Here is a 19,486-nt window from a genome sequence, read left to right on the forward strand (position 1 = left end):
AGATTGCGCTTTGGTGGACCGTGCCTTCCTGGGCAGGGATGCTATCTTGCCGGTGTCGCGTCTCCGCCAGTGCACCATGATCGAAATCGTCAAACCCGCGCTCGAACATCTGCCGTCCTACAAGGCGGCGCTCGAACGCGGCTGGTCGCCGGACAATGTGCGGCTGATGGAGGCGACGCGCGAGCAGCTCGCGGCCATCGAAAAGGATCCCGTGGCCTTTCTTGCCGACCTCGACGATCCCCAGGCCAAGGGTGGCGCGATCAGTTTGCCAGACGGCAAAAAGGTGCCGCGCCTACCGGGCTTCCGCCGCTGGATCTGGGACGGCGAGGCGTCGGGCTCGATCGGCTTTCGCTGGCAGAAGGGCACGTCGGAATTGCCGAAGCATGTGCTCGGTCATATCGGCTATGCGGTGGTGCCGTGGAAGCGACGGCGTGGCTACGCCACCGAGGCGCTGCGGCTGATGCTGGAGGAGGCGAGGGCGGTCGGCCTGGCTCACGTCGAGATCACCGCCAAGCCGGGCAATCCGGCCTCGCACAAGGTGATCCTGGCCAATGGCGGCAAGCTCGTCGAACGCTTTTTCGAGGACGCCGCCTATGGCGGGGCGGAGAGCTTGCGGTTCCGGATCGAGCTGTAGGGCGATCTCGTCGGATTGAGTTCACCCCCTCATTTCGAACTCGCCGCCGCCCCTCATCTGCCTGCCGGCATCTTCTCCCCGTAAACGGGGAGAAGGGGCTGGTCGCGACCTCGGTGCCATCTCTGCAACGTTGGCGATTGGCGAAACCATTGATGACAGCGTCCTTCGCCCCGTTTACGGGGAGAAGATGGCGGCAGCCAGATGAGGGGCGGCGCCGACTTTGACGCGTAAGCTTGTCCTTCGAACCTCTCAATCATGCTCATCGGCGCACAGCGCATGATCCGATAGCGCGCGGATGACGTAGCAGTCGCCGACCGTCTGGCCATTGCAGCACGTGGCGATGCGTTCGAGCTCGGCCTCGAGCCGCTTCAACTGGGCAATCTTTTCCCGCACCGAGATCAGTTGCTCCTCGGCGATCTTGTCGGCGTGGCCGCAGGGCTGCTCGGGGTGGCCGCTCAACTCGATCAGGGAGCGGATGTCCTCGACGGCGAAGCCGAGGTCGCGGGCGTGGCGGATGAAGGCCAACCGCTCCAGCTCCTGCCTGGAATAGCGGCGCTGGTTGCCTTCCGAGCGCTCGGGTGCCGCAACAAGGCCCATTTGCTCGTAGTAGCGGATGGTCGGCACCTTGACCCCGGTGCGGCGCGAGAGATCACCGATGGAAAACATGAATTTGCCTCTTGAAGCTCTAGTCACTAGAGCAATTACAATGCCTGACATCAGCATTCAAGACCATACGGCGACGCCGCGCGGGCAAGACAGGCAGGTGATGTGATGACGACGCTCCTCAAGCAGGAAACAATCAGGCAGACACGGTTCAAGATCGGCGGCATGGACTGCGCCTCCTGCGCGGCCAAGATCGATACGGCGGTGCGTCGCCTCGACGGCGTCGCCGATGTCTCGGTTTCGGTGACCGGCGCCAGCATGACGGTCAGCCACGGCGGCGCACTGCCGGAAGACAAAGTGCTGCAGCAGGTGGCGCGGCTGGGCTATGGCATCGTCAAGGCCGATGGGCGTGCACCGGCGGCCAAAGCGCATGACCACGCTGATCCCGATCATGAGGGCCACGATCACGAAGGTCACGATCATGGTGGCATGTCGGCGGGCCAGCAGACCGCTGGCTCTACCCACCTTCACAGCCATGCCGAGCCGGGGCAGGCGTGGTGGCGTTCCCGCCGGGCAGTGCTGACGCTGGCCTGCGCGGCAGCGCTTCTCGCCGCCTATGGCATCGGCCATCTGTTCCCAGTGGCTGAGCGTTGGGTGTTCCTGGGCGCGCTGCTGGTCGGCCTGATGCCGATCGCGCGGCGCGCGCTGATGGCGGCATTGGCCGGCACGCCGTTCTCGATCGAGATGCTGATGACCATCGCGGCGATAGGCGCCGTGATGATCGGCGCCACGGAAGAAGCGGCCGCCGTGGTGGTGCTGTTCCTGATCGGCGAACTTCTGGAAGGTGTCGCCGCCGGCCGCGCACGGGCGAGCATCCAGGGGCTTGCCGATCTGGTGCCGAAGACGGCACTGGTCGAGCGGGCGGGCGGCACATCTGAGATTCCCGCCGAAGATCTCGGCGTCGGCGACATCATCCTGGTGCGGCCGGGCGACCGCATCCCGGCCGATGGCGAGATCATCGAGGGATCGAGCGATATCGACGAGGCGCCGGTGACCGGCGAGAGCACGCCCAAGCGCAAGGGCGTCGCGGACGCCGTCTTTGCCGGCACCATTAGCACAGACGGCGTGCTCAGGGTTCGCGTGACGGCTGCCGCGTCCGACAACACCATCGCCCGAATCGTGCGGCTTGTGGAGGAGGCGCAGGAAGCCAAGGCACCGACCGAACGCTTCATCGACCGCTTCTCGCGCACCTACACCCCGGCGGTGCTGGCGGTCGGCGCGCTGGTTGCGCTGTTGCCGCCGCTGCTCATTGGCGGCGACTGGAACGAATGGATCTACAAGGGCCTGGCGATCCTGCTGATCGGTTGCCCCTGCGCGCTCGTCATCTCGACGCCGGCGGCGATAGCCGCAGGTCTTGCGACCGGCGCGCGGCGTGGTCTGTTGATGAAAGGTGGTGCGGTGCTGGAGGGCTTTCGCCGGATCACGGCGGTGGCCTTCGACAAGACCGGCACACTGACGGCGGGCAAGCCTGTCGTCACCGACATCATGGCCTATGGCCGCGATGAACGCACCGTGCTGGCGCTGGCGGCGGCGCTCGAGCAGGGTTCCAGCCATCCGCTGGCCATGGCGATCCTCGACAGGGCCAAGGCTGATGGTGCGCCGGTGCCGCCGGCTCTGGCGGCGAAGGCGATCTCGGGCAAAGGTGTCGAGGGCAGCGTCGGTGGCGTCGCCGTCTTCCTCGGCTCCGGTCCGGCGGTGGGCGAACGCGCCGACATGACGCAAGTGCAGCGCCTCGCCGTCGACAGCCTCAACGGGCAGGGCAAGACCGTGTCAGTGCTGGTCGCCGACGGCGTGGTGGCAGGGCTGATCGCCATGCGCGACGAGCCGCGACCGGATGCGGCGGCCGGCATTGCGGCGCTTAAGGCCGAAGGCATCCGCACGATCATGCTGACCGGCGACAATCGCCGCACGGCGCAAGCCATTGCCGCTTCGCTCGGCATCGAGGCTCGGGCGGAGCTGTTGCCTCAGGACAAGCAGCGCATCATCGGTGAATTGCAGCGCGAAGGGCTGAAGATCCCAAGGTCGGCGATGGCATCAACGACGCACCGGCGCTCGCCGCCGCCGACATCGGCATCGCCATGGGCGGCGGCACCGATGTGGCGCTGGAGACGGCGGACGCGGCGATCCTGCATGGCCGCGTCATGGACGTCGCGCGGATGGTAAAACTGTCGCGGGCGGTGATGGCCAATATCGGCCAGAACATCAGCGTTGCGCTCGGGCTGAAGGCGGTGTTCCTGGTCACGACCATTTTGGGCATCACCGGCCTGTGGCCGGCGATCCTGGCCGATACCGGCGCCACGGTGCTGGTCACCGCCAACGCCATGCGCCTGCTGCGCTGGCGCGGGTGAAGTGGTCTATTCCGCTGGGGCCGTCAGCGGCGGCGTGGCGTTGCTGCGCCCTTCCCAGACATAGGATGCCAGCGCCACCGCGACGGCGACCAGCATGGCTATGGCGCCGAGCAGCGGCAGGCTGCGGTAGCCATAGCCGCTGTTCAGCATCGCGGCGCCCAACGACGCGGCCAGCGCGATGCCGACATTGAAGCCGGACGGAATGAGCGACGAGGCGAGGTTCGAGGCGTCCGCCGTCCAGGCCAGGATGCGGGTCTGGATCGGTGTGCCGATGGCGAAGTTGAGGCCGCCCCAGACGACGATCGCCACAACCATCGGCAGGGGATAAGGGCTGACGGCGTAGATGACGGCCAGCGTCACCGCCTGCAAGGCCAGCATGGTGATCAATGACGGCATCAGCTTCCAGTCGGAGAGCTTGCCGCCGAGGAAGACTCCCAGGGTGGCACCGACGCCGTTGAGCAGCAGCACCCATGGCACCAGGTTCTCGTCGAGCCCGGTGACTTCCAGCAGTGTCGGGGTGATGTAGGTGAACAGGCCGAACTGGCCGATCATCAGCATCAGCATCAGGATCAGCGAAGTCCAGACCTGCTGGCGGGACAGCACACGGACCTCGCGGGCGAAACCGGCAGGCCTGGCCGATGAGCCGGTGGTGCGCGGCAACAGGGCTGCCATGGCAAGCGTTGCCGCCACGCCGAGCGCGCACATCACCCAGAAGGTGGCGCGCCAGCCCCAGATGTTGCCGATCGCGGTGCCGGCCGGCACGCCGATGACGTTGGAGACGGTGAGGCCAGACAGGATGACGGCGACAGCCATGCCGCGCTGGTCCTCGCGCACGAGACCCACGGCGACGACCATGGCGACGCCGAAATAGGCGCCATGCGCGACCGCCACGGCAATGCGCAACAGTAGCATCGAGGTGAAGTCGGGCGCCAGCGCGCAAGCCGCCTGGCCGATGGTGAAGGCGATGGCGAGGCCGAGCAGCAGGCTCTTGCGCGACAGCGACTTGGTGGCGAGCGCCAGCAGTGGACCGCCGATGGCGATGCCGCAGGCATAGCCGGAGACGAGATAGCCGGCCGAGGGAACCGAGACGCCGAGCCCTTCCGCCACTTGCGGCAGCACGCCGGCAATGACGAATTCAGTGGTGCCGAAGGCAAAGGCGGCGATGAACAGCGCAATGAGCGGAAGCGACATGGGGAAGCCTTAGCTGGAACGGCCTCAAACCACGGATGAGCGTCGCGGGCAATCCAGAAATTTTTGTCGCGAGTTTAGGTTTTCTTCAGTGGGGGCGCGAGGCGATGAAGTGCCAATCTCCCTCACGAGGGGGGAGATCGGCTGCTTCTCAGCTCGCCTTCAACCTGGATCCAGTCAGCAGACCGCGCTCTTCGAGCACCGGATAGGCCATCGAGGCCAGCAGCGAATTGATCTGCTTCAGGTCGCGGATGGTGTCGAGATGGATCGAGCTGGTCTCGACGCTCTTGGCAGTGCCGTCGCGCAGGCGCACGAAATGGCTGGCGCTGGTTTCTTTTTCGCGGTCGCGAAGCCGGTCTTTTTCCAGCACCAACTGGCGGGCGGTCTCGGGATCGCGCGACACCAGAACGTTGAAGGCAAGCCGCGCATTGGCCAGCACCGAGCTATGGAAGGCGCACAGCTCGGCCCAGCCCTCGTCGGTGAATTCCAGTCCGCGCTCGAACTTCTTTTTCACATGCACCAGCATGTTGCGCACGATGATGTCGCCGACCTGCTCCAGCTTGACGCAGGCGCCGATCAGCTCCTGGCAGCGCAGCGCCTCGTCCTCGGTCAGCGCGTTCCTGGTCAACTTGGCGAGGTAGAGCTTGATCGCGGCGTGCTTGCGGTCGACGCGGTCGTCGAGTGCGGCCAGCGCTTTAATCTTGTCGGCGTCGGCGCTTTCATAGAGTTCGATGATGCGCTTGAGCATGATCTCGATCGTCTCGCAGACCCGCACCACCTCGCGGGTGGCATTGGCAAGCGCCTGGCTCGGCACGTCGAGCGCGCTTTCGTTGAGCGCGGACAGCTCGACGACGTCAAGCGAGGCGGCCGGCACGGGCTTGATGCCAAGTGCGACGATCTTCTCCGAAGCGCGGTAGACAAACCCTGCCAGCGGCAGGCCGGCGAGCAGGATCAGCACATTGAACAGGATGTGGGCATTGACGATCTGGTCCGCCGCCGTCGAACCGAGAAAGGCGAAGTGCGGCCTGAAGATCATGACCAGGATCAGCATGACAAGCGAACCAAGCCCGCGCATCAGGAGGTTGCCGATCGGCACGACGCGCACCTCGGGGCTCGACGAGCGGGTCAGCATCGGCGCGATGATCGAGGAGCCGAGATTGACGCCGAGGATAAGAACGACGCCGAGTTCAGGCGTGATCAGGCCGCGGCCCGCCAGCGTCGCCATCAACAGCACCGCCGCGATGCTCGACTGGAACAGCCAGGTGATCAGCGCCGCCAGCAGATAGGCGGTGATGGAATCGGTCGAGAAGTAGTTGATGATGACCGGCATGAGCTGGCTGTTGCGCAGCGGCTCAGACGCCTGTCCGATCATCTCCAGCGACAGGATCAAAAGGCCGATGCCGACCAGAATGCGGCCGGTCTGGCGCCAGTCGCGCCGCTCGGTGGCCATGAACATGACCGTGCCGGTGATCAGGCACAGCGGCACCAGCAAGGTGAGGTCGAAGGTCAGCAGCTTGACCACCAGCGCAGAGCCGATCTCGGCGCCGCGCACTGCCAATTGGCCCGCGGCGCCCGAGACGATGCCAGAGCCGGCGAAGGAGCCGACCAGCAGCGTGACGGCGGTGGAGCTTTGCAGGGCGATGGCAAGGCCGGTGCCGGCCAGCACCGCCATGATCGGATTGCGCATGGTGGCGCGCAGGCGATGGCGCAGCACGTCGCCATAGGCGCGTTCGACGCCGGTCTTCACCATGCGGGTGGCAAACAGCATCAGCGCCACGGCGCCGGCCAGATGCAGAAGGACGACGGACCCGCTCATTTCGTCCCCCGCATGCAAACCGGATGCGCGTCCTGTTTGGCGTGGCGATCAGAAGGGAAAACGAGGGTACGAATCATGTTCATGGCGGTGGCTTATAATAGCTCGAATATTTTAGCCGGATAATAAAATCTTGTCGATTTCAAGGGCCGTTGCAGCGCGACGGGCGGTGTCGGAAAATGGACGGACGCGCAAATGGTTGCATTGCGGGGCGGACGCGAAGCAACGGATAGGCCGAGTTAGCAGCGCGACAGACTCCTGACCTTTGCGATTATGTTCAGCTCTATCGGGTAAATCAAGGAATTCATTACGCAATTGTAATGCAGGCGTTCAGTTTCGGTTCATCGGTGGCCCGCTATTCCTCTGGCATCGACAACCAAGGAGACTTCTCTTGAAACGCATTGTCCTTTCCGCACTCGCTTTCTCGATGCTGGCCGCTACGTCGCTCACCGGCCAAGCCGCACCGCTGAACGCACCGAACGCTCCGCAGTCGAACTACAGCCAGGTCGACTGGCAAAAGCCCACCAACAGGGATGTCAAGAAGCGCTTCATCCAGAAGCGCGTCATCCATAAGAAGGTCATCGTAAAGCGCAACAACTGGCGCAACGGCCACAAATATTCAGGCTGGAGACAGCACCAGCCGATCCGCGACTACGGCCGCTACGGCCTGCATCGTCCCGGCCGCGGCCAGGAATGGATCCGCGTCGGCAACGACTATGTGTTGGTCGGTGTGCTCTCCGGCGTCATTTTCGGCGCGCTTGCCGCGCACTGATCGCTCCCCAGGCGGATATTGGAAAGAGGCGGCCCGCAACGGCCGCCTCTTTTGCCTGTGGAAACCGGGTATGGCCCGCATTAAGGGTCGTCGGATTTCGCGGGTATGATTATATAATCGGGAAACGAGTTCCCCGATGCGCTTTCCACCCGCCTTCCTCGACGAGATACGCGACCGCGTGCCGATTTCATCGGTGATCGGCCAGCGCGTTGCGTGGGACAGGAAGAAAACCAACGCGCCGCGCGGCGACTATTGGGCGTGCTGCCCGTTTCATGGCGAGAAGAGCCCGTCCTTCCACTGCGAGGACAAAAAGGGCCGCTATCACTGTTTCGGCTGTTCGGTTTCGGGCGATCATTTCAAGTTCCTCACCGAACTCGATGGGATGAGCTTTCCCGAAGCGGTCGAAAAGATCGCCGACATGGCCGGTGTGCCGATGCCGGTTCGCGATGCGCAGGAGGAGCGGCGCGAAAAGGAACGCGCCAGCCTGACAGACGTCATGGAGATGGCCACCACCTTCTTCCAGGAACGGCTGCAGGGGCCGGAAGGCGCCAAGGCGCGTGCCTATCTGCGCGACCGCGGACTGACGCCGGCGACGCAGCAATCGTTCCGGCTCGGTTTTGCGCCCGACAGCCGCAATGCGCTGAAGGAGCATCTCGCCGCCAAGGGCGTGCCCAAGGCCGACATCGAGGCTTGTGGACTGGTACGCCACGGCGACGACATCCCGGTTTCCTATGACTGGTTCCGTGACCGCATCATGTTCCCGATTCCGGATTCCCGGGGCAAGATCATCGCCTTCGGCGGCCGTGCTTTGCAGCCGGACGCGCTGGCCAAATACATGAACTCGCCTGACACCGAGCTCTTCCACAAGGGCAACGTACTCTATAATTTCGCCCGCGCCCGCAAGGCCTTGGCCAAGGGCGGCACGGTCATCGCCGTCGAAGGCTATATGGACGTGATCGCGCTGGCGCAGGCCGGCTTCGAGAATGTCGTGGCGCCGCTCGGCACCGCGCTTACCGAGAACCAGCTCGAACTGCTCTGGCGCATGGCGCCGGAGCCGATGCTGTGCTTCGACGGCGACAAGGCCGGGCTGAAGGCAGCGTGGCGGGCCGCCGACATGGCGCTGCCATCTGTGCAGGCCGGCCGTTCGGCGCGCTTCGCGCTGCTGCCGGAAGGCAAGGATCCCGACGATCTGGTCAAGGCCGAAGGACCGGATGCGTTTCGTCGCGTGCTGGCCGAGGCGCGGCCGCTGGTCGACCTTTTGTGGATGCGTGAGACGGCGGGCGGCGTCTTCGATACGCCGGAGCGGCGGGCCGAACTCGAGAAGACGCTGCGCGAGCTGACCAGCCGCATCCGCGACGAAAGCCTGCGCTACCACTACCAGCAGGAGATGCGCGAGCGTGTGCTGAGCTTCTTCGGCTCGCAGCGCAGTGGGCGTCAAGGTCGGCAGGACTGGAAACAGGGCCAGGGCAAGACGGCCGCGCCCGGCGGGCAGTTCGCCAAAGGCGGTGGCGGCCGCATTGCGATCACCGAAAGCCTCGGCCAGTCGGCTTTGGTCAAACGCGGCGGCGAGGGGATGTCGGTGCGCGAGGCGACGATCATCGTGGCGTTGATCAACCATCCGGCGCTGATCGACGAGAATTTCGCCCATATCGAGTTCCTCGATCTCGCCAACTCCGACCTGAGGCGGCTGCATGCGGCAATCCTCGATGCGATGGCGCATGACATGGCCAATGACCGTCAGGCGGTGATTGCGACGATCGAACGCGCCGGCTGTGCCGATATCTGGGAGCGGGCCGTCGGGCTGATCCGGCGGATGCGGCAATGGCCGGCGCTGGAGACCGCCGCCCTTGAAGATGCCCGCGATGCTTTCAGCCAGGCGCTGCACTTGCAGCGCAGCGCGCGCACCTTACATAAGGAGCTGAAACAGGCGGAAGCGGCGCTCGCCACCGATCCCACAGACGAAAACTACCGGCATCTGATCGAAATTCAGGCGCAATTCCAGGATGTGCAGGCCACGGAAGCGCTGATCGAAGGGTTTGGCGTCTCCTCGGGCAGGGCTGGGCGAGCTTAGTTGGAAGCGAGTGAATTGAGAAAGCGTCGTTGCGCGTCCAAATGGCGCGTAACGGGCTAAGTCGGGTAATTGATTCGCTTTTTTCATGCGAATCATGCGAGAGGCGCTTGACCTTCTGGCAGATTGGCGGAATCAGGACGATTCGAAACGTTAACCCGAACCCGCGTCGACGGGAAATAAGCGATGTGAGGTACTGGTCACTGGACAGGCAGCCCGCCTGCCACAGATATCAGGGTTAATCTGGACTTAATGCATGTCGCCCAAAAGGGGAAACCCGATTTGGGCAACGACATACACCAAACGAAACGAGTTGATGCAGTTACTGGCCCGGTGAAGCGCGTTTCATAAGCGAGCGCACCCGATTTGACTGGTCCGACAGCTTACGCGGCTTTGAAGTTCGGCCGCTAGGAGAAGATAAAGACTATGGCGACAAAGGAAAAGGAAGAGGTCGAAACCGAACGCGAAGGCGCCACCGATGGCCCTCTGCTCGACCTTTCCGATGATGCTGTCAAGAAGATGATCAAGGCCGCCAAGAAGCGCGGCTATGTCACCATGGACGAGCTGAATTCGGTGCTGCCCTCAGAGGAAGTGACCTCCGAGCAGATCGAGGACACGATGGCGATGCTGTCCGACATGGGCATCAACGTGGTCGAGGACGACGAGCAGGGCGAGGAGCCCGAGGCCGCCGACACCGCGGCCGATGCCGAGGAAGACGCCAACGAGTTGGCTGAGCAGACCGGCACCGCGGTCGCCGCCACCACCACCAAGAAAGAACCGACCGATCGCACCGACGATCCGGTGCGCATGTATCTGCGCGAGATGGGCTCGGTCGAGCTGTTGTCGCGCGAGGGCGAAATTGCCATCGCCAAGCGCATCGAGGCCGGCCGCGAGACGATGATCGCGGGTCTGTGCGAAAGCCCGCTGACCTTCCAGGCCATCATCATCTGGCGCGACGAACTCAACGAATCCAAAATCCTGCTGCGTGAGATCATCGATCTCGAAGCCACCTATGCCGGCCCCGAGGCCAAACAGGCGCCGGTGGTCGAGCGCGTCGAGGAAGCCAAGGTCGAGGACAAGCCGCGCCGTTCGCGCGACGACGAAGACGACATCACGAATGTCGGCGCCGATACGCGCGGGCTGACGGATGACGACGACGAAGACGAGGACGAAGCGAGCCTGTCGCTGGCCGCGATGGAAGCGGAACTCCGCCCCCAGGTGATGGAGACGCTCGACGTTATCGCCGACACCTACAAAAAGCTGCGCAAGCTGCAGGACCAGCAGGTCGAGAACCGTCTGGCCGCCGCCGGCACGCTGTCGCCCAGCCAGGACCGCCGGCTGAAGGAGCTCAAGGACCAGCTGATCAAGGCGGTGAAGTCGCTGTCGCTCAACACGGCGCGCATCGAGGCGCTGGTCGAGCAACTCTACGACATCAACAAGCGCCTGGTGCAGAACGAAGGCAAGCTGCTCAGGCTGGCCGAAAGCTACGGCGTGCGCCGCGAAGAGTTCCTGAAGGAATATCAGGGTTCCGAGCTCGACCCGAACTGGACGCGCTCGATCGGCAATCTGACCTCGCGCGGCTGGAAGGAATTCACCAAGAACGAGAAGGATGCGATCAAGGACCTGCGCGCCGAGATCCAGAACCTCGCCACCGAAACGGCGATCTCGATCCTGGAATTCCGCAAGATCGTCAATCAGGTGCAGAAAGGCGAGCGCGAAGCGGCGATCGCCAAGAAGGAAATGGTCGAAGCCAATCTGCGCCTCGTCATCTCCATCGCCAAGAAATACACCAATCGCGGCCTGCAGTTCCTCGACCTGATCCAGGAAGGCAATATCGGCCTGATGAAGGCGGTCGACAAATTCGAATACCGCCGCGGCTACAAGTTCTCGACCTATGCGACGTGGTGGATCCGGCAGGCGATCACGCGTTCGATCGCCGATCAGGCGCGCACCATCCGTATTCCGGTGCACATGATCGAGACGATCAACAAGATCGTGCGCACCTCGCGCCAGATGCTGCACGAGATCGGCCGCGAACCGACGCCGGAAGAACTGGCCGAAAAGCTTGCCATGCCGCTCGAAAAGGTGCGCAAGGTCCTGAAGATCGCCAAGGAGCCGATCTCGCTCGAAACGCCGGTCGGCGACGAGGAGGATTCGCATCTGGGCGATTTCATCGAAGACAAGATGGCGATCCTGCCGATCGACGCGGCGATCCAGGCCAATCTGCGCGAGACCACCACGCGCGTGCTGGCCTCGCTGACGCCGCGCGAGGAGCGCGTGCTCAGAATGCGCTTCGGTATCGGCATGAACACCGACCACACGCTGGAAGAAGTCGGCCAGCAGTTCTCGGTCACCCGCGAGCGTATCCGCCAGATCGAAGCCAAGGCGCTGCGCAAGCTCAAGCACCCGAGCAGGTCGCGCAAGCTGCGCAGCTTCCTGGATAGCTGAGACTTACCGATGCAAAGAGTTCAAGGGCGCCAATGGCGCCCTTTTTTGTTGTGCGACGCACTCTTGCGGGCCAGGCCCTTCGGGAGGATAATTTCGGTGTCGGATGCATTTTCTGGGCGACAACCCGGATGCCCGCCCCGGCGAAGCCGCCGTGCTCCGTGGCCCCGGAGGGAGGTGTGCCATGACAAGCTACATCGTGCTGATGAACTGGACGGAGCAGGGTGCCAGGAACATACGCGAGTCACCGAAGCGGCTCGACGCCGCCAGGAGGCAACTGGGAGACATGGGCGGGTCGTTCAAAGCGTTCTACCTGACCATGGGCGAATACGATATGGTGGCTGTGGTCGAAGCGCCCGACGACGCGGTGCTGGCGCGCTTCTCGCTGATGCTGGCGGCAGCGGGCAATGTCAGGACGCGGACGCTGAAGGCCTTTCCCGAACTAGCCTACCGCGAGATCATCACCTCGCTCGGGTGAAGGAATCGGCAGGGTTTCTCGAACGTCGCTGGTTGGTGCCGGCCTGGTGGCGCTTTGCCGCAAGACGGGGCGCTTCGCCGTGATAGAATGCGGCCGGGGAGATCGCGATGAAGAAGGTTTCGATATTGGTCGCCAGCTTTGCCGCTTTGTCGCCGCTGCCGTTTTCCGCCGGCGCCAGTGCGCAAAAACCGGTCGGCATGGCCAATCCGGCATCCGTCCATTGTGGCGATATCGGCGGGCGCCTGGTGATCAGGAAGGACAAGGCCGGCAACGAATATGGGTTTTGCCGCTTGCCCAATGGGCGCCTTTGCGAGGAGTGGGCGCTGTTTCGCGACAACAAGTGCATCGGGCCGAAGGCGGCCATGCGCCGCAAGTGACACACCTGCCATCATAGGGTGAGATCATGTCCGAACCGCATTCCCATTCGCATCTGTGGCCCGGCGTGCCACTCGCGCTTGGCTCTGCCGCCCTGTTCGGGGCGACGCCGCCGCTCAGCAAGCTGCTGCTCAATGGCGTCAATCCCTTCATGCTGGCCGGCCTGCTCTATCTCGGTGCCGGTCTTGGGCTGGCTCTGTACCGCCTGCTTCGGGGCAGGCAGGCCGCGGCCGGGGAGGCGCAACTGACCGCTGGGGATGTTCCCTGGCTGGCGCTGGCGATCGGCATGGGCGGCGTTATCGCGCCGGTGCTGCTGATGTTCGGCTTGACCCTCAACACGGCGTCCAGTTCGGCGCTGCTGCTCAACCTGGAAGGGCTGGCGACGATGGCGATCGCCTGGCTCGTCTATCGCGAGAATGTCGACCGGCGCCTGCTTTTTGGCGCTTTCGCCATTCTGGCGGGTGCCATTCTTCTGTCGTGGCAAGGTGAGGGCGTCGCCTTCAACCGTGGCGCCCTGATGGTGGCAGGGGCTTGTCTGGCCTGGGGGATCGACAACAATTTCACGCGCAGGATCTCCGCCACCGACCCGGTGGTGATCGCCATGCTCAAAGGGCTGGTGGCGGGTGTCGTCAATGTCGGGCTGGCGCTTGCCGGCGGGGCCTTGTTTCCCCCGGCGTCGGTTATTGCAGCGACCGCCGCAGTCGGTTTCTTCGGCATCGGGGTCAGCCTGGTGATGTTCATCGTGGCGCTGCGTCATCTGGGCACCGCGCGGACAGGGGCCTATTACTCGCTCGCTCCCTTCATCGGCGCGTTGCTGGCAATCGCCATCCTGGGTGACGCCGTCACGCTCAAGCTGGCGGCCGCCGGAGTTCTGATGGGCGTTGGCCTGTGGCTGCATCTGTCGGAACGCCATGAGCACGAGCACGATCATGAGGAATTGGAGCACGAGCACAGCCATGTGCATGATGAGCACCACCAGCACCATCATGACGGGCCGGTGAGTGAGCCGCATTCGCACTGGCACCGGCATGCGCCGATGCGCCACCGGCATCCACATTATCCCGACCTGCACCACAGGCATGGCCACGGATAAATGCTGACCGTCTGGTACAACACTCGCTGCCCGGTCTGCGATGCCGGTATCGGCAGGCAGAAGCGGCGGCTGATCGAGGCGGTCAAGGCCGGGCGGATCGAGTTCCGAGACATCAATCTTGAACCGGCAGCGCTTACCGGACATGGCGCGTCGCTTGACGACATCCGCCGCCGGCTGCACGCCACCGATGCGGCGGGCAGGCTGCTGGTCGGCGCCGATGTCGCGATTGCCGTTTGGCAGGCAACGCCAGGCGAGGGCTGGCTGGCGATGGTGTTCGGCAATCCGTTTATCTTGCCGCTGACACGCTTTGCCTACGACCGCTTCGCCGATCTTCTCTATGCCTGGAACCGGCGCAAGGGTCGCTGGTAGCGGTTCGTCATTGATGACCGCAGGGCAAAAGGTCCGGAGGACATCTCCGGACCTTTTTCGTGTGAGCTATCGGCTGGCCGGCTCGCAGAGCGCGCCGACGATGCGGCGCACTATCGGCAGCACCAGCAGCAGCGTTGGAAACGCCACCAGCCAGGACAGGCCCCAGGCGGTCAGCCAGATGGACGGCAGCTCGGGGTGGAAGCCAAGGCTTTTCAACGTCGAGATGAACGAGACGATGAAGGTCATCAACAGCGACAGCACCAGCGGGCTGAGAACAGCGGCATAGCGCGCAGGCAGTTTCCTGCGCTGATATCTTGCATTCATTTCGGGTGTTCCCTGAAAGTGTCCGGTCCGTCGCATTGGCATCCATTCGCCGTGGCCGGCAAAATTGCCCGGAAGACCGGGTTGGGATGCGTTGCTTGACGTCAGACGCTTACGGAGCAGCCGAGGCGCTCGCCGGCCTTCTAGCGGCACGTTCCAGTGAAAGCAAGCCTCTGGCGCCGCATTCAGATACATCGTAAGATATATCTTGACTCCATCGATTGGCTTGCCTAATTAAGATATATCGTAAGATACAACTCAAGGAGCAATCAATGCACAAACATTTTGGGAACAATCATTTCGGCGAACGCATGTTCATGCACATGGCCGGCAAATTTGGTGGCAGAGGGGGCGGCGGTTTTGGCCCGTTCGGGCAGGGCGGTCGCGGTGGCGGGCGCGGCGGCCCGGGCGACATGTTCCGCGCCGGGCGCATGCTGGCCGACGGCGACCTCAAGCTGATCACGTTGTCGCTGCTGGCCGAGGCGCCGCGCCACGGTTACGACATCATCAAGGCCCTGGAAGAGCGCACCAGCGGCATTTACAGCCCGAGCCCGGGCGTGGTCTACCCGACGCTGACCTTCCTGGAAGAGGCCGGCTATGCCGCCTCCGCCGCCGACGGCAACAAGAAGGTGTTTTCGATCACCGAAGCTGGCCAGGCGCATCTCGCCGACAACCGCGAGATGATCGATGGCGTGCTCGACCATCTAGAGCGCTTCGGCCGCAAAATGGCCAAGGCGCGCGACTGGTTCGGCTGGAACGACGAGAGTGAAGAGGGCGGGCGTCGTGGCGGCCGGGGTAGCCGCGGGGATCGTTCGGAAGCGCGCGACGAATTCCGCGCAGTCCGCCACCGACTGCGCGCGGCTCTGGGTGACTTCGTCGACGCCCCGGCCGACAAGCAGGCCGAGGCGATCGCCATCCTCGAAGCCGCCGCCGAGGCGCTGGAAGCGCTGTCGCGCAAGTAAGCTCGTCCAGCCGACCGGACGCAGCCCTTGCCCGCTGGGCCAAGGACCGATAGTGAAATTCATCCCGCGTCACTCTACATGGTGCGGGATGAATGCTGTTGGAGGAAGCCCGATGTCTTTTCTGAAGCGTCTTTTCGGCGGTGGCGCCAGCGGAGCCGAAACGGCTGGACCAACAAGTGCAGCGCCAGCTAAGCAGGTCGAGCACAAGGGCTTCCTGATCAGCGCCACGCCCTACAAGGCGGATGGCCAATACCAGACGTGCGGCGTCGTCTCCAAGGAGATCGACGGTGTGGTGAAGGAACACAAATTCATCCGTGCCGACCGTTTCGCCGGGCTCGACGACGCCGTCGACATCTCGATCAAGAAGGGCATCCAACTGGTCGACGAGCAGGGCGACCGGATTTTTGGGTAGATCACCGCCACAGGTCCATGCGGGCCTTTGCGCCACGATGGACCTCTCGGTCCGGGTTGACCTACGACCGCCGGCGGATCAACTCGTCCTGGCGGGATCGATCGTCATCAGGCGGGCCCTGGCCTCGATCAGATGCCTTCTCGCGGCCCTTATCCGGCCGCACAATGCCAGATTAAGAGCGACGCCGCCTTCCTCGTCCAGCAAGTCATTCGCGCGCTTCAGAGAGTGCTCAGCTCTCCTTATGCGCAGTCTGGCGTTGGCCGCTTCGATGCTGTGAATTTCAATCATTGTGCCGCGTCCTTTGCGGTTCCGGTCCCTTCACGGATTAAACCGCCGCTGATCATATTGGTTCCGGTGCTGTGACCATTCTGCGGCCGCCGCTATTTCGTTGTGGTGTTGAATTCACGGTTCGCCGCATAATCGATAACGAAGGTGCCCTCGGGAGCGCGAACGCCCTGCTTCACATTCGATATAGTCACCGTTGTGGTAAGTCCCTTCTCGTCGGTGAGGCTCCATCTGCGCAGATCGAGCGATTTTCTGTCGAACACCATGGAGATGTTCGAATTGCCGAAAGCCGATCTGTCGGCCAGCTTGACGGTAACTTGGGCGCCGTCGTCTCTGATGCTCTTGAGGCGACTGCCGGAGAAGTCGACCTTGTTGTCGAGCAGCAGCTTCAGCGGCGTCTTCGAGAGAGCATAGAGCCGCGATGTCTTCAGTTTCCTGTTGTAAACCACCAGGGATTTACCATCCGCAATCACGCTGATCCCAGATTGGCCAGCATAATTGAACCGGATCTTGCCCGGGCGTTGGAGAAAAAACCTGCCATGTTTTCTTTCCGCCTTCGGGCCCGACTGCACGAAATCCCCTGACATAGATTTCACCGATGAGAAGTGATCGGCAATCGTCTTCGCATCAACCGGCGCGGCCGAAATCGCAATCGTGGACGCGATATTCAACGCGGCAGCGCCAACAGCGGCAAACAAGAAACCCGGCAACTTTTTGATCCGATAGGCCATTCGATTAACCCCCAAGCAGACGCGTGATCGAAGGAGATCACGCGTCTTGAGATCAGTAACCGTCCGGGCACCGTGCGACGTAAACCCGGCCGTACCGATCGCGATATCTGCACTGGCCGGCTTCGCTGGCGTGGCCGATGACCGCCCCGGCTATCGCTCCGACCGCACCGCCGACAACCGCTCCTTCCACAGGGTCTCCGGCCACCGCGGCGCCTACGGCCGCGCCACCCAAGCCGCCGACGGCGGCGCCTTGTTCGGTACGGGAGCACGCCGAGAGCGGAATGAGCAGGCTCAAAATGAGCAGCGTCTTTTTCATCGTTTCTCTCCTGAGGCTACTATTAGCCAAAGCTTAAATGCTTAAGAGAGCTTTTCGATCCATCGACCGTTGCCTGCCATTCAAGCCTGGCCGTGGCGGAGCCGCGCGCCTTCGGCTCAAATCGTACCCTCACTGGTGGACGGGTGCGCGAAGTCGTCGCTTGGTGCAAACGTTGGCCGTGGACTTCCGCACTCGCACAAGGGAGAACGGATGAAACAGAGGACAGGATCCGCGGCGAACCGAACGGGCCAGGCTGATTGCGCGCCTGGCCAGCAAGGTTTGGAAGTCGACCCGAACTAAGCCGGCTGCAGTTCCCTGCGTGGCAGTGGCGGGAACGCGATGGCGATGCCGACCGCGCCGAGCCCGATAAGAGCAGAGCCGATGAAAAGCCAGGAATAGTTGGCGTAGGCATCGAACACCATGCCGCCGGCAAGCGGTCCCAATGCCATGCCGAGGCTGGACAGCATGGTGGCGGCGCCGAACACGGTGCCGAGGATGCGCTGGCCGAAATATTCGCGCGCCAGCACCGCATAGAGCGGCATGACGCCGCCATAGGTGGCACCGAAGATAACGGCCAGCATGTAGAACTGCTCAAGCTGGCTGATCGACAGATAGGCGGCAATGACGATCGCCTGGATCGCCAGGCCCGCGATCAGCACCGGCTTGACGCCCAGCCGGTCGGCCAGCACGCCGTAGAAGAGCCGGCCGCCAAGGCCTGCCAGACCTTCGACACTGTAGATCGAGACCGCTGCCATGGGGGCGACGCCGCACAGCATGGCATAGCTGACCATATGGAAGATCGGTCCGGAATGCGCCGCGCAGCAGGCAAAGAAGGTCAGCCCGAGCACGATGAATTGCGGCGAGCGCAGCGCCTGGCTGACTGTCAGGCCGGCACCTTCGGCAACCGGCGCGGAGCCGGTGTCGACCAAGAGGGGCTTCGGCGGCTGGCGCACCAGCAGCACCACCGGCAACAGCAGCACCCAGGCGGTAATGCCGATGTCGAACATGGCGGTGCGCCAGTCATAGGCGGAGATCAACCAGCGGGCGAAGGGCGAGATCGTCATCGGCGCCACGCCCATGCCGGCCGAGACCAGTGAGACGGCAAGGCTGCGGTTGGTGTCGAACCAGCCTGTGGTCAGCGCGATCATCGGCGCAAAAAAGGCGCTTGCCGCGAGACCGACCAGGACGCCATAGGTGATCTGGAAGCTCAGCAGCGAACCGGCGCGGCTGGCCAGCACCAGCGCCAACCCGAGCAGCACCGCGCCGATCATCACGACGATGCGGGCGCCAAAACGGTCCGATATCGCGCCCCAGGCGAAGCCACCAAGGCCCATCACCAGGAAGTTGAGCGTCATGGCGCTGGAAATGCCGGCGCGCGACCAGTTGGTGTCGATCGCCATCGGCTCCAGGAATATCGCCAGCGAAAACATCGTCCCGATGGCGACACAGGACATCAGCGCGCCAGCGGCGACGATGACCCAACGATAGGAAAGGCTCATTCAAATCTCCCATGCCTAAAGGCAGCGCTGCGCGCTGCTTGCACCCGAAGGACGCCGGCACCGGGTTCGATCCTACAATCCGGTTGCATTTTTTATCCAGTTTGACGTGACGCCGTTTTCGGCAGCTCAGATCGGCAGTTCCGACGTGTATTTGATCGTCTGGCTGGGGACGTCGGTCTTGACGTTCTGCACGCCCTTGATGCGGCTCAGATGCTCCGACTGGAAGCGGCGGTAATCGTCGATGCCGGCTGCCACCACGCGCACCATGGCGTCGCAATCGCCGAGCATCAAATAGCACTCCATCACCTGCGGCAGCTTGGCGACTTCGGTGGCGAAATGCTCGATCGTGTCCTCATCCTGCGTTTTCAGCCAGATGCGGGTGAAGAAGGTGAGGCCCTTGCCGATGCTGCCGGGGTTCAGCACTGCGACGTAGCGATCGATGATGCCGGCTTCCTCCAGCAGCTTCACGCGCCGCAGGCAAGGAGAGGGCGACAGGCCGACCTCTTTGGCCAGATCGTTGTTGGCCATGCGGCCGTCGCGCTGCAGCGCCCGCAGGATCCGCTTGTCGATCTCATCCAGCTTCATGGCTCTAGATTCCATCTATTTTGAAATTAATGGCACTCAATGCCGAACCTAGTTGAAGTACAACAATATTCGCAACCATATTGCGGAGAATTGTGGGTATGTTTGCCGCCAGTGTCATGAGAGTTCAAA

Annotated in this window: 19 protein-coding genes and 1 pseudogene; 11 read left to right on the top strand and 9 right to left on the bottom strand. The window is 63.2% G+C overall.

What is annotated here, in order from left to right; translation table 11 throughout:
- The first annotated feature begins 76 nt into the window (after window positions 1-76).
- On the top strand, window positions 77-634 hold the full coding sequence (locus NP503_RS00080; protein WP_127269044.1) for a GNAT family N-acetyltransferase: 558 nt from the start codon (window positions 77-79) through the stop codon (window positions 632-634).
- 249 nt (window positions 635-883) lie between these two features.
- On the opposite strand, the gene NP503_RS00085 is transcribed toward NP503_RS00080, so the two are convergent.
- Window positions 884-1,300, bottom strand: a complete 417-nt coding sequence (locus tag NP503_RS00085) for a helix-turn-helix domain-containing protein (RefSeq protein WP_127269040.1) — start codon at window positions 1,298-1,300, stop codon at window positions 884-886.
- Between the two features lie 105 nt (window positions 1,301-1,405).
- Here NP503_RS00085 and NP503_RS00090 point away from each other — a divergent pair.
- Window positions 1,406-3,645, top strand: a pseudogene (locus tag NP503_RS00090) (heavy metal translocating P-type ATPase).
- Window positions 3,646-3,651: 6 nt separating this feature from the next.
- Here NP503_RS00090 and NP503_RS00095 read toward each other — a convergent pair.
- Window positions 3,652-4,836, bottom strand: a complete 1,185-nt coding sequence (locus NP503_RS00095; protein ID WP_127271335.1) for an MFS transporter — start codon at window positions 4,834-4,836, stop codon at window positions 3,652-3,654.
- Window positions 4,837-4,984: 148 nt separating this feature from the next.
- Window positions 4,985-6,649 carry a Na/Pi cotransporter family protein gene (locus tag NP503_RS00100; protein ID WP_127271336.1) on the bottom strand — a complete coding sequence of 555 codons (1,665 nt, stop codon included), beginning with the start codon at window positions 6,647-6,649 and terminating at the stop codon, window positions 4,985-4,987.
- A gap of 388 nt (window positions 6,650-7,037) precedes the next feature.
- Here NP503_RS00100 and NP503_RS00105 point away from each other — a divergent pair, with 388 nt between their 5' ends.
- The 7 genes from NP503_RS00105 to NP503_RS00135 all read left to right on the top strand — a co-directional run bounded on the left by NP503_RS00105 (window position 7,038) and on the right by NP503_RS00135 (window position 14,246).
- Window positions 7,038-7,418, top strand: a complete 381-nt coding sequence (locus tag NP503_RS00105; RefSeq protein WP_127270906.1) for an RcnB family protein — start codon at window positions 7,038-7,040, stop codon at window positions 7,416-7,418.
- A 136-nt stretch (window positions 7,419-7,554) separates the two neighbouring features.
- Complete coding sequence (gene dnaG / locus NP503_RS00110) at window positions 7,555-9,489, top strand: DNA primase (RefSeq protein WP_127271338.1); 1,935 nt, start codon at window positions 7,555-7,557, stop codon at window positions 9,487-9,489.
- Window positions 9,490-9,912: 423 nt separating this feature from the next.
- On the top strand, window positions 9,913-11,934 hold the full coding sequence (gene rpoD / locus NP503_RS00115) for an RNA polymerase sigma factor RpoD (RefSeq protein ID WP_013530149.1): 2,022 nt from the start codon (window positions 9,913-9,915) through the stop codon (window positions 11,932-11,934).
- 181 nt (window positions 11,935-12,115) lie between these two features.
- Entirely contained in the window at window positions 12,116-12,409 is a 294-nt protein-coding gene (locus tag NP503_RS00120; protein WP_127271340.1) for a GYD domain-containing protein, read from the top strand.
- Between the two features lie 107 nt (window positions 12,410-12,516).
- Entirely contained in the window at window positions 12,517-12,786 is a 270-nt protein-coding gene (locus NP503_RS00125) for a DUF333 domain-containing protein (protein WP_127271342.1), read from the top strand.
- Window positions 12,787-12,812: 26 nt separating this feature from the next.
- Window positions 12,813-13,877 (top strand): DMT family transporter, encoded by a 1,065-nt coding sequence (locus tag NP503_RS00130; protein ID WP_127271344.1) that lies wholly within the window; start codon window positions 12,813-12,815, stop codon window positions 13,875-13,877.
- The gene (locus NP503_RS00135) at window positions 13,878-14,246 is read left to right on the top strand and encodes a thiol-disulfide oxidoreductase DCC family protein (RefSeq protein WP_127271346.1); all 369 of its coding nucleotides are present in this window, start codon (window positions 13,878-13,880) and stop codon (window positions 14,244-14,246) included.
- Window positions 14,247-14,312: 66 nt separating this feature from the next.
- Here the strand turns inward: NP503_RS00135 and NP503_RS00140 are convergent, their stop codons facing one another.
- Entirely contained in the window at window positions 14,313-14,570 is a 258-nt protein-coding gene (locus NP503_RS00140) for a DUF2798 domain-containing protein (protein ID WP_127268095.1), read from the bottom strand.
- Between the two features lie 269 nt (window positions 14,571-14,839).
- Here NP503_RS00140 and NP503_RS00145 point away from each other — a divergent pair, with 269 nt between their 5' ends.
- Both NP503_RS00145 and NP503_RS00150 read left to right on the top strand, forming a co-directional pair.
- A complete protein-coding gene (locus NP503_RS00145; RefSeq protein WP_127268096.1) occupies window positions 14,840-15,529 on the top strand; it encodes a PadR family transcriptional regulator in 690 nt (229 codons plus the stop codon).
- 112 nt (window positions 15,530-15,641) lie between these two features.
- Window positions 15,642-15,941: an HlyU family transcriptional regulator gene (locus NP503_RS00150; RefSeq protein ID WP_127268097.1), complete on the top strand. Its 300-nt coding sequence runs from the start codon at window positions 15,642-15,644 to the stop codon at window positions 15,939-15,941.
- Between the two features lie 78 nt (window positions 15,942-16,019).
- On the opposite strand, the gene NP503_RS00155 is transcribed toward NP503_RS00150, so the two are convergent.
- From NP503_RS00155 to NP503_RS00175, 5 genes are all read right to left on the bottom strand, one after another.
- Window positions 16,020-16,229, bottom strand: coding sequence for a hypothetical protein (locus NP503_RS00155; protein WP_127268098.1), 210 nt, complete (start codon window positions 16,227-16,229; stop codon window positions 16,020-16,022).
- Window positions 16,230-16,321: 92 nt separating this feature from the next.
- Complete coding sequence (locus NP503_RS00160) at window positions 16,322-16,957, bottom strand: outer-membrane lipoprotein carrier protein LolA (RefSeq protein WP_127268099.1); 636 nt, start codon at window positions 16,955-16,957, stop codon at window positions 16,322-16,324.
- A 52-nt stretch (window positions 16,958-17,009) separates the two neighbouring features.
- Entirely contained in the window at window positions 17,010-17,273 is a 264-nt protein-coding gene (locus NP503_RS00165; RefSeq protein WP_127268100.1) for a YMGG-like glycine zipper-containing protein, read from the bottom strand.
- 296 nt (window positions 17,274-17,569) lie between these two features.
- Window positions 17,570-18,772, bottom strand: a complete 1,203-nt coding sequence (locus tag NP503_RS00170) for an MFS transporter (protein ID WP_127271347.1) — start codon at window positions 18,770-18,772, stop codon at window positions 17,570-17,572.
- 126 nt (window positions 18,773-18,898) lie between these two features.
- On the bottom strand, window positions 18,899-19,357 hold the full coding sequence (locus NP503_RS00175) for an Lrp/AsnC family transcriptional regulator (protein ID WP_127268102.1): 459 nt from the start codon (window positions 19,355-19,357) through the stop codon (window positions 18,899-18,901).
- Window positions 19,358-19,486 lie beyond the last annotated feature (129 nt).

It is taken from the genome of Mesorhizobium sp. SEMIA396 (assembly GCF_024518615.1).
Taxonomy (GTDB): domain Bacteria; phylum Pseudomonadota; class Alphaproteobacteria; order Rhizobiales; family Rhizobiaceae; genus Mesorhizobium.